Consider the following 10,364-nt stretch of genomic DNA (forward strand, 5'->3'; position numbering starts at 1 on the left):
CCCACCATCGTCCGACCAAACGAACCCGTACCACCGGTGATCAACACCCGGCGACCAGAAGCCAGAAAAGTCAACACCACTCCTCAACGTCACTGATGCCACACCGGCCACGTTCACCACACCCACGACCCACCCCCACAGCCACAACACCCGCAACGACCCCACAACCAGCCAGGAAACGGACGAAACGTCCCAATTGCCCCACAATCGGTACTTCTTGGACACAAGTCCATACTCAGGACGAACGGCACCGAACACGGCCAATGACCTGATATGGTCGCTCTCATTACTTCGGGTCGCCCGAGCTCGGCGCCCCGGACAACCTCGGATTCCGGCAGACCACGATCACCTCCGTCGCCATGCCCAAGGGGAAGCTGATGGTGAAGACCGATCTACGCGCGATCGCCGTGGACATGCGCGCCCTGGGCCTGTCGGCACCGCTGCGCGCGGCGTACGAGGCGTCCAAGCGCAGCGGGTTCCACGCCGTGCTGTTCGGCAGCCGGACACAGCGCCACCGCCCGGCCACGCTGGTGCCGCTGACCGGCATGATGCCCGTCAGCGACGAGGCGGGGCAGCGCTGCCTGGACGACGCCGGCAGCGTGCTGCGCGACGGGCTGCGGGTCTTCGGGGGCCGGGTGGCGACGGGCGTCTCGGCACCGTGGTGCACCGACCCGCTGACCGGGCGGCAATGGCCGGCGGGGGAACCGTGGTGGCGGATCGACATCCGCTCCGAGGTGCGGCTGTCGGACGTGAAGCACACCTGGGAGGCGGCACGCCACCGTGACCTGGTCGTCCTGGCACGCGCGGCCCGCCTCGACCCGGCCGGCCCGTGGCAGGACGGGCTCACCGGCCTGCTGCGGTCCTGGTGTGCGGAGTCCCCGCCGGAGCAGGGCGTGAACTGGTACTCCAGCCTTGAACTCGCGCTGCGCGCGATCGGCTGGAACCAGGTCATGGCGCTGGTCGGCGAGCGGCTTCCCCGCGACGTGGTGACCGCCATGGAGCGGCTGCTGCTGGCCAGCGCCCGGCACCTGATGGTCGAGCTGCCGTACACGTTGAGCAGCATGCGCAACAACCACATGCTCGGCGACGCACTCGGGCTGATCCTGCTGTCGCGCATGTTTCCCACCGCTCGGCGTGCGCGCTGGTGGGCGCGTACCGGGGAGCGGATGTTCGCGGCTCAGCAGCGCCGGCACATCGCGCCCGACGGCCGGATGATCGAGGATTCGCTGTCGTACCACCGCTTCGTGCTCGAAATGCTCATCGTGCGGGTGCTACTCGGCGCCGCGCCGTCCGACGTACACCGTGATCTGCACGCGGCCAGCCTGCACCTGGCTCGGCTCGGCGTGTTCGACGGCGACATCCCGCAGTACGGCGACTGGGACGAGGGGCGGGTGCTCGCATCCTCCGGCGACCCGCTCGACGTGGCCGGCTCGACCGCACTCGGCCTCGCGCTGTGCGGCGAGCGGCTGCCGGCGGGCTGGTACGCAGACTTCGACGAACTGGCGTGGTACGCGCCCACGCCGACGCGGGAGCCCACACCGGACCGGACAGCCGCGATCGGCCACGCCCGGTCCGGGCCGTCGGTCTCGGGAGGCATCGCGCTGGTCGACCGGGGGCCCTGGCAGGTCTGGTTCAAGGTGGACGGCGGCCCCTCGCACGGCCACGCCGACCTGACCTCAGTCTGGATCAAGCACGGCGGCCGGTGGCTGATCGCCGATCCGGGAACCGGCACCTACAACGGACCGCTGGAGGTGCGCAACGGACTGCGCACCTCCGCCGCCCACCCCGTGCGCCGGCCGGACGGACAGGACCAGCTCGTACCGCATCGCGCTTTCCGCTGGCTCAACACCGCACGTGGGCACCTCGGGCCGCCGCTCGTCCTGCCGGACCGCACCATCGTCTTCGGTTGGCACGACGCGTACGCGCGCGGCGAGCACCCGCTGCGCGTCGGGCGCGCCGTCGTGGTGACCGATCAGTACGTGGCGATCGTCGAGTTCGCGGACCCGCCGGAGGTCGCCAGGTCCTGGTCGCTCACGATCCCACTGCACCCCGACGTCACGGTGGAGAGCGACACGCTCATCTCCGGCGAGAGCAAACTCGGCGTCTTCGGGCTGGACGGGTACCAGCCGGTGCGCGGGCGGTCGGCACCTTTCGCGGGCTGGCACAGCCGGACGTACGGACGCTGGGAGCCGGCGACGTGGATCACGGCCGAGAGCCGGGTCGACACCGTTGTCTGGGGGCTCGGCACGGTACCCGGGTCGCGGCCCGAGCCGAACGCACTCGACGGTCTCCACTTCGAGGTCACCTGGAGCGCCGCCGGCGCCACCCTCACCGTCACCGACATCGAATCAGGGGAAGTCCATCACGTGAGAGCGCCACGATGACGCAACGCAGAGTCCTCGTCCTCAACCACTTCGCCGTGCCCCCGGGCTATCCGGGCGGTACCCGGCACGTCGAGCTGTTCAGCCGGCTGCCCGGCTGGTCGTACGTGATCATCGCGGGGCGCCGCAACATGATCACCGGTCAGCCACAGCGCGCGGAGCCGGGATTTCATCCTGTCGCCGTGACGCCATACCGGGGCAACGGCCTGGGTCGGGTGCTCAACTGGGCCAGCTACGCGGTGACGGCCACGGTGTCCGGCCTGCGGCAGCCCCGCCCCGATGTGGTGTACGCGTCCTCACCGCACCTGCTGGCCGGCCTCTCCGGCTGCGTCGTGGCGACACTCCGGCGTACACCATTCGTCCTGGAGGTCCGGGACCTGTGGCCGCGGGTCCTCGTCGATATGGGAACGCTCGCGGAAACCTCGTTGGCGTACCGGGCGCTGGAGCGCCTGGAGCGGTTCCTGTACCAGCGCTCCGATCGCGTGGTGATCATGGCACCGGGCGTGCGGGCGGCGATCGAGGGTAAGGGTGTGGCACCCGAGAAGATCGTCTTCATCCCCAACGCGGCTGACCCCGACGACTTCGTGCCCAGCGCCGACCGCGACGAGCTGCGGCGGCGGTACCGGTTCACCCGCCGCACCGCCGTCTACGCCGGCGCACACGGCCCGGCCAACGGGCTCGACCTGCTCCTGGCCGCCGCCAAGGCGGTGCCTGAGATCGACGTCGTGCTGGTGGGATCGGGTGTCGAGAAGCCGCGCCTGCAGGCGGCGGCACTCGGCATCCGCAACGTCCGGTTCCTCGACCCGGTGCCGAAGACCGAGATCCCCGATCTCCTCCACGCCGCGGACGTCGGCGTGCACGTACTCGCCGACGTCGAACTGTTCCGTGCCGGGGTCAGCCCCAACAAGGTGTTCGACTACATGGCTGCCGGGTTGCCGATCGTCACCAACAGCCCGGGGACCGTCGGCGATCTCGTCATGGGCGCCGACTCCGGGTACGTGACCTCGCCGGGCCACCTCGCCCACGGCCTCGGCCAGATGGTCCAGGCGAGCCCGGACGAGCTGGCGAAGATGGGCGCCGCCGGCCGAGGCTGGATACGGGAGAACCAGTCGCGCACGGCGATGTCCCACGCGCTCGGGCGCCTGCTCGCCCCGCTGGTCGACGAGGCGGGCGAGGCACCGCGCTGATTGCCGTCCGGCGTACCGCCGGCGCACCGCCTCAGCGCATCACGAGTTGAACCCGGCGCTCACGCTGGTCTCCGCGTCCGCCTGGGTGGGCAGGCGCGACGAATGTTCCTGGATACCCGCCAGGGCAGCAATCGCGGACAGCGCCGCCCTCGTCGTACCGAACGACGTTTGGAGATCGAGGTCGTCAGGCGCGTTCCCGGCGATCACTGCACGCACGTGGGCGAGCAGTTCGTGGTGTCCCTTGCCCGCGGGTACCCGCTTCACGTCCCGGCCGTCGATCTCCAGGCGCCGGAAGTCGTCGATCACCACGGTGTGCCCGCGGCCGAGGATCTCCAGGCGTTCCTTCGGGGTACGCCGGTGCCCGCGTGTGCAATACGTGATCGTCGCCGTGGACCCGTCCGGGTATCCGAGCAGGACGCTCACGTCCTCCTCCAGTCCCGGTTCGCCGCGGCCACTGCCGTACGCGTGCACCACGCGCGGCTGCTCACCCACGAGCCACGACGCAAGGTCGATGAAATGGCACACCTCGCCCCGGACGCGGCCGCCCTGGCGCCGATCGTGGTACCAGTGCGACTCGGGGAGCGTCCCGGCGTTGATCCGGTAGGCGATGGTCAGCGGCCCGGACGCGGCCTCCAGGACCTGCTTCGCGTGAGCCGTCATGGGCGCGTGCCGGCGGTTGAAACCGACGAACAGGTGGCCCGAGTTACGGTCATAGGCGGCCGTGACCTCATCGAGTTCGTCCTGCGTCAGCGCCAGTGGCTTCTCGACGAACACGTGCTTGCCGGCGTCGAGCGCCCGCACGACCATGCGGGCGTGCGAATCGTGGCGACTGAGGATGAACACCACGTCGATGTCGTCGCGGACCAGCAGATCGTCGACGGTCGGTACCACGAGGGCGATGCCGTTGCGCTCCGCGGCGTGCCGCGCCGAGAGACCCTTGGCGGACGTGATGGCGGCGAGGTCGTCCACCCAGCCCGCCGCTTTGAGCGCGGGCAGGAACGTCGCCTTGGCGTAGTTCCCGGCGCCGATCAGCCCCGCACGCGGTGACGTCGAGCTGCGGCGCGGCCGGATCGTGATCGTGCGTCGGGACGGCTGCGCGGGAGCTGAGTAGCTGAGCTGCACCGCGAGCGAGCGCGGGTCGGAGGCGAGCACCTCGTATGCCGACGTCGCACGCTCCACGTCGAAGACGTGCGTGACCAGGTCATCGACCGCGACCCGACCACTGGCCACCAGGTCGAGATAGGCCTCGATGTTGCGCCGTGCCGTCCAGCGCACGTGGCCGATTGGATAGTCGATGCCCCATTCCTCGTAGGCGCGGTCGTAGCGGCCGGGCCCGTAGCTGCGGGCGAACCGGAGGTCCAGCTCGCGCTCGTAGAACCGCCTACGGTCGAGCTCCAGGCCGACGTCACCGACCACGACCAGCCTGGCACGGTCGCGCGCGATCTCGGCGCTCCGCGCGACCGGCTCCGACGAGGGTGTCGCCGCCGTGATCAGGACGGCGTCGACGCCCCGGCCACGGGTCAGTTCCATGATCTGTTCCGTGGTCGCCGCACCGGCCTCGACCAGACCGACCGCGCCGCCACCCCTGACCAGCTCCGCGGTCCACTCGCGCAGGTCGATGCCGATGACGTTGAGCCCCGAGGCGAGCGCCAGGCGGACCGTCAGCTGCCCGACCAGACCGAGACCGACGACCGCGACCGAGCCGCCCAGACCCACCTCGGCCTGCCGCAGACCCTGCAACGCGATGGCCGCGACCGCGCCGAAGGCGGCGGCCTGGTCCGAAACCGCTTCCGGGACGGGCACTGCGAGCAGACCCGGCACTGCCTGATACTCGGCGTGCCCCACCGACGCGGTGGCCACGCGCATCCCCGGCCGGATGCCATCAGTCGCGGCGCCGGCGGAGACGACGACGCCGGCCGCGCTGTACCCGAGCGGCATGTCCTCGTCCAGCCGGCTGCGCACCGCCGCGAGCGTCGAGCGAACTCCCCCGGTACGCGCCCTGTTGACGACCTGGCGGACCAGATCCGGCCGCGCCCGGGCCTTGCGCAGCAGGCTCGCCGACGCGAGCTCGCGCACGGCGCGCTCGGTCCCCGCGGAGAGCAGGGACCTGCGCGTGGCGACGAGTACCTCGGTGGCTCCCGGCTCGGGCTGGGGGACCTCGACGACCCTCAACTCGCCACCGGACACGGACTGGACGATCTGCTTCACGGGGGCCTGCCTGCCTTGGGGAGTAAGAACATCGCTCACGCGGCAGCTCGCTGCTCAGGCAGCGCACACCGCAACGCATCCGTCATTCGACATTGTATAGAGGTAAGACCCACCAAACTGGATAACTTGTACTATTGGCGCGCCCCCGCTGATTCGCACCGAATTCCACGAGGAGACACATGTCAGCCGACGCTGTCCTGCACGTCGCGGGTGCACGCCCCAACTTCCCCAAAGCAGCACCCGTGATCCGCGCGCTCGACCGGTACGGCATTCGGCAACAGCTCGTCCACACCGGACAGCACTATGACGAGCGGATGTCCGAGGTCTTCTTCCGCCAACTCGGTCTTCCCGAGCCTGACATCAACCTCGGCGTGGGTTCGGGAAGCCACGCCAGTCAGACCGCGGCCGTCATGACCGGTCTGGAAGAGCTGATGCTCGCGGCCCGCCCGGCGCTCACTGTCGTGTATGGCGACGTCAACTCCGCGCTCGCCGCGGCTCTCGTCGCCGCGAAGCTGGGCATCCCGGTCGCCCATGTGGAGGCAGGCCTGCGCAGCTTCGACCGCACTATGCCCGAGGAGATCAATCGCATTGTCGTCGATCACGTGTCGGACCTGTTGTTCGCCACGAGTCCCGACGCCGTGTCGCACCTCGACGACGAGGGGATCGCGGCGGAGAAAGTCCACCTGGTCGGCAATCCGATGATCGATACTCTGCTGGCCAATCTCGACCGCTTCGACGTCAACGGCATCCGTACCGCGCTCTCGCTACCCGACCGCTACATCGTGGCCACGCTGCATCGGCCGGGCAACGTCGACGACGCGGCAGATGTGGTCGACCTGGTGAAGGCGATGCACGCCGTTGCCGACCAACTCCCCGTCATCCTGCCGCTGCACCCGCGCGGCCAGCGCCACCTGGAGGACGCGGGGCTGCTGTCGCATCGCGCGCTACGGGTGATCGAGCCGCTGGGTTACCTCGAGTTCGTCAGCCTGGTACGCGGCGCGGCGGTCGTCGTCACCGACTCCGGCGGCGTACAGGAGGAGACGACGATGCTCGGCGTACCCTGCCTGACGCTGCGGCCCAACACCGAGCGCCCGATCACGATCACCAATGGCACCAACCGCCTTGTCACCCGGGCGGCGCTTGCCGATGCCGTGGCAAGCATGGTGGCGGCGGGACGACCCGCCGTGTGGCCCACCCCGCCGTTGTGGGACGGCACAGCCGGCGAGCGCATCGCGGGGGTCATCGCGGGTCTGCTCAGGTAGCCGACTCGAATCCATCGACCTATTGACATCGATCACGCTGGCCCGAAGGCTCGCCGCTAGAGGTCCTTGACCCGAGGAGGCGCGATGAGACCGAGACGACTGGCGATCGTCGGCGTGGTCACCCTGGTCGGCGCATTGGCGCTGACCGCACCCGCGAGCGCACGGCCACCGTCCGACCCGGGCGGCCGCGACGGTCTCGAGGTGTACGTCGGCACGCTCGACGCGACGCAAGTGGACCGGCTCCGCGCGGCCGGGGTCGACCTCGGCCACGACGCCGAGGCGGCCCCGGATGGGCGCACGCAGGTCGAGACGGTGCTCAGCCGTCGGCAGGCGCAGCGCCTGGCCGGCCAGGGTGTCCCCCTGTCGGTCAAGAAGGTGCGTGGCAAGGACGCCTCCCAGGCGCTGCGGGAGCAGGCGGCGGCCGGCTGGTCGGCGTTCCGCTCGTACAGCGAGCCCGGCGGCCTCCGCGACGAGATCATCGCCACCGCCGCACGCCACCCCGGGCTGGCCAAGGTCGAGACGATCGGCCGGACCCAACAGGGCAAGCCGATCCTCGCGGTCAAGGTCACCAAGAACGCCCGGACGGTGCCGGACGGCCGTCGCCCGGCGGTCCTCTACGGCAGCGCCCAGCACGCCCGCGAGTGGATCACGCCCGAGATGACCCGCCGGCTGATGCACCACGTGCTGGACAACTACGGCAGCGATCCGGCGATCACCCGACTGCTGGACCGGACCGAGCTGTGGTTCCTGCCGGTCGCCAACCCCGACGGCTACGACCACACCTTCACCCCCGGCAACCGGCTGTGGCGCAAGAACCTGCGCGACAACGACCGGGACGGGCAGATCACCACCGCCGACGGGGTCGACCTCAACCGCAACTTCAGCTACAAGTGGGGGTACGACAACGAGGGCTCGTCACCCGAGCCGAACAGCGACACCTACCGTGGCCCGGCGCCCAACTCGGAGCCGGAGACCAAGGCACTGGACCGGCTCTTCCAGCGGGTCGGCTTCGAGTTCTTCGTCAACTACCACTCCGCGGCCCAACTGCTGCTCTACGGCGTGGGCTGGCAGGTGAGCACCCCCACGCCGGACGACGTGATCTACCAGGCGATGGCGGGTGACGACGCCCACCCGGCGGTGCCCGGCTACGACCCGGACATCTCCGCCGAGCTGTACACCACCAACGGCGACACCGACAGCCACGCCTCGGTGCGCTACGGGACGCTGGGCTTCACGCCGGAGATGTCGACCTGTGAGTCCGCCTCGGCGGTCGACCCGGACGACGAGTGGCGCCCGGAGGACTGCGTCAGCGACTTCATCTTCCCGGACGACGAGGGCCTGATCGCCGGCGAGGTGGCCAAGAACCTGCCGTTCGCGCTGGCCGTGGCGACGTCGGCGGGCGACCCGGACGACCCGGTGTCGGTGGTCGGCCGCAGCACACCGGACTTCGTGGTGGACACCTTCGACACGTCGTACGGGCGCAGCCAGCAGGTCGCCTCGATCACGCGGCGAGCGCTGAAGGACGTCCGGATGCACTACGTGGTCAACGGGGGCCGGCCGAAGACCAGCAAGGTCCGTGAGTGGCGCGGCGGCGAGCGGTACGGCGACGTCGGCGACGACTACTACGCCGAGCTGCGCGGCACGGTCACCGGCACGAAGCCGGGTGACCGGGTTGAGGTGTGGTTCACCGGGGTGAAGCCCCGCGGAGGCCCGGTGGCCAGTGAACGCTTCACCTACCGGGTGCACGGAGACATCGGCGGCGACGTGCTGGTCCTCGCGGTGGAGGACGTGACCGGGCTCAGCCCGGCGCAGACCGGCGGCACCGCGAAGTACGCCGACGAGATCGCCGCGTCGCTGACCCGGGCCGGCCACAGCAGCGATGTCTACGACTTCGACGCGATGGGGCGCAGGGCGCCGCACCCGCTGGGCGTGCTGTCGCACTACCGGACGGTCGTCTGGGAGACCGGGGACGACGTGATCCTGCGCTCCCCCGGCCAGGTCGCCGGCACCACGGCCCGGGCCGCACTGGACACCGAACTGGCCGTCCGGGACTACCTCAACGAGGGCGGCAAGTTGCTGGTCAGCGGCAAGTACGCACTGTTCGCGCAGGGCGCGAACGGCTCGTACGTGTACCACCCGGACGCGCCGGCGGAGTGCACCGACGCCGAGGACGCCACCTGCCTGCCGCTGCTGAACGACTTCCAGCAGTACTGGCTGGGCGCCTTCACCTACGTGAGCGACGGCGGCACCTCACCGGAGGGCGAGCCGTACCCGGTCGCCGGTGACGGCCCCGGGTTCACCGGGTTCAGCGGGCAGCTCAACGCCCCCGGGTCGGCGGGGAACCAGGACCACACCGCGTCGTTCCTGACCACCTCGACGTTCCTGCCGCCGGATCAGTTCCCCCAGTTCGCCAGCTCCGCGCCGGTGGGCTGGACCCGCCCGGGCAGCGCACCGTTCGACCCGCGCACCGGGGAGTGGTACTTGTACAGCGGCCAGGCGGACGAGTCGTACAAGCGGCTCACCCGCACCGTGGACCTGACCGGGGCGAGCAGCGGCGAGCTGCGCTTCTTCACCTCGTACGACCTGGAGGAGAACTGGGACTTCCTTTTCGTCGAGGCGCACGAGGTGGGCACCGACACCTGGACCACCCTGCCGGACGCCAACGGCAAGACGGGCACGGTCACCGGGGACAGCTGCGCCGGCGGCTGGGACGAGTTGCACCCGTTCATCACGCACTACCAGGGGGCGGACTGCTCGCCGACCGGGAGCACCGGCAGCTGGAACGCGGCGACCGGCGCCTCGGGCGGCTGGAAGGAGTTCGTGGTCGACCTGTCCGGCTACGCCGGCAAACAGGTCGAGCTGTCGATCTCGTACGCCTCGGACTGGGGCACCCAGGGTCTCGGCGTCTTCCTGGACGACGCCCGGGTGCTGGTCGACGGGTCCGCCGTGGCGGAGACCTCGTTCGAGTCGGCCGACCTGGGCGGCTGGACGGTGGCCGGCCCACCAGCCGGCTCCGGTGGTAACGCCAACGACTGGTCGCGTAGCCAGCAGGCGTTCGAGGAAGGCTCGGCGGTGGTCACCGCGGACACCGTGTACCTGGGCTTCGGGCTGGAGGGCCTGGCGCCGGCAGCCCGCGACGACCTGGTCGCCCGCTCGCTGACCCACCTGACCGGCCGACCCCGCCGCTGACGGCGGCGAGGTGGGGCGGCGGGGCCCCGCCCCCCCCCCCCCCCCCCGGGGGGGCCCCCGGCCCCCCCCCCCCCGTTGTTATGGTGTAGGGGTTGGGGGGGGGGGGGGGTGGTGGACCCCCCCCCCGCCGGGTACCC

The 10,364-nt window shown here is 70.6% G+C and carries 6 protein-coding genes; 4 read left to right on the plus strand and 2 right to left on the minus strand.

Translation table 11 applies throughout. From position 1 onward, the window contains the following. Positions 1–225, minus strand: a 225-nt coding sequence (locus tag ACFY29_RS20880; RefSeq protein WP_386988552.1) for a hypothetical protein, incomplete at its 3' end; no start/stop codon positions are given. 152 nt (positions 226–377) lie between these two features. On the opposite strand from ACFY29_RS20880, the gene ACFY29_RS20885 reads away from it, so the two are divergent. Beyond that, on the plus strand, positions 378–2,384 hold the full coding sequence (locus ACFY29_RS20885) for a heparinase II/III family protein (protein ID WP_386988555.1): 2,007 nt from the start codon (positions 378–380) through the stop codon (positions 2,382–2,384). Further along, complete coding sequence (locus ACFY29_RS20890) at positions 2,381–3,568, plus strand: glycosyltransferase family 4 protein (RefSeq protein WP_386988558.1); 1,188 nt, start codon at positions 2,381–2,383, stop codon at positions 3,566–3,568. The genes ACFY29_RS20885 and ACFY29_RS20890 overlap by 4 nt, the downstream gene beginning before the upstream one ends. Before the next feature lie 39 nt (positions 3,569–3,607). Here the strand turns inward: ACFY29_RS20890 and ACFY29_RS20895 are convergent, their stop codons facing one another. Next, positions 3,608–5,434 (minus strand): bi-domain-containing oxidoreductase, encoded by a 1,827-nt coding sequence (locus tag ACFY29_RS20895; RefSeq protein ID WP_386988561.1) that lies wholly within the window; start codon positions 5,432–5,434, stop codon positions 3,608–3,610. Positions 5,435–6,018: 584 nt separating this feature from the next. Between ACFY29_RS20895 and wecB the strand changes: the two genes are divergently transcribed. Both wecB and ACFY29_RS20905 read left to right on the plus strand, forming a co-directional pair. Beyond that, on the plus strand, positions 6,019–7,038 hold the full coding sequence (gene wecB, locus ACFY29_RS20900) for a non-hydrolyzing UDP-N-acetylglucosamine 2-epimerase (RefSeq protein ID WP_386988564.1): 1,020 nt from the start codon (positions 6,019–6,021) through the stop codon (positions 7,036–7,038). A gap of 84 nt (positions 7,039–7,122) precedes the next feature. Beyond that, entirely contained in the window at positions 7,123–10,227 is a 3,105-nt protein-coding gene (locus ACFY29_RS20905; protein ID WP_386988567.1) for a M14 family zinc carboxypeptidase, read from the plus strand. Positions 10,228–10,364 lie beyond the last annotated feature (137 nt).

The organism is Micromonospora sp. NPDC000668 (genome assembly GCF_042897975.1).
Taxonomy (GTDB): domain Bacteria; phylum Actinomycetota; class Actinomycetes; order Mycobacteriales; family Micromonosporaceae; genus Micromonospora.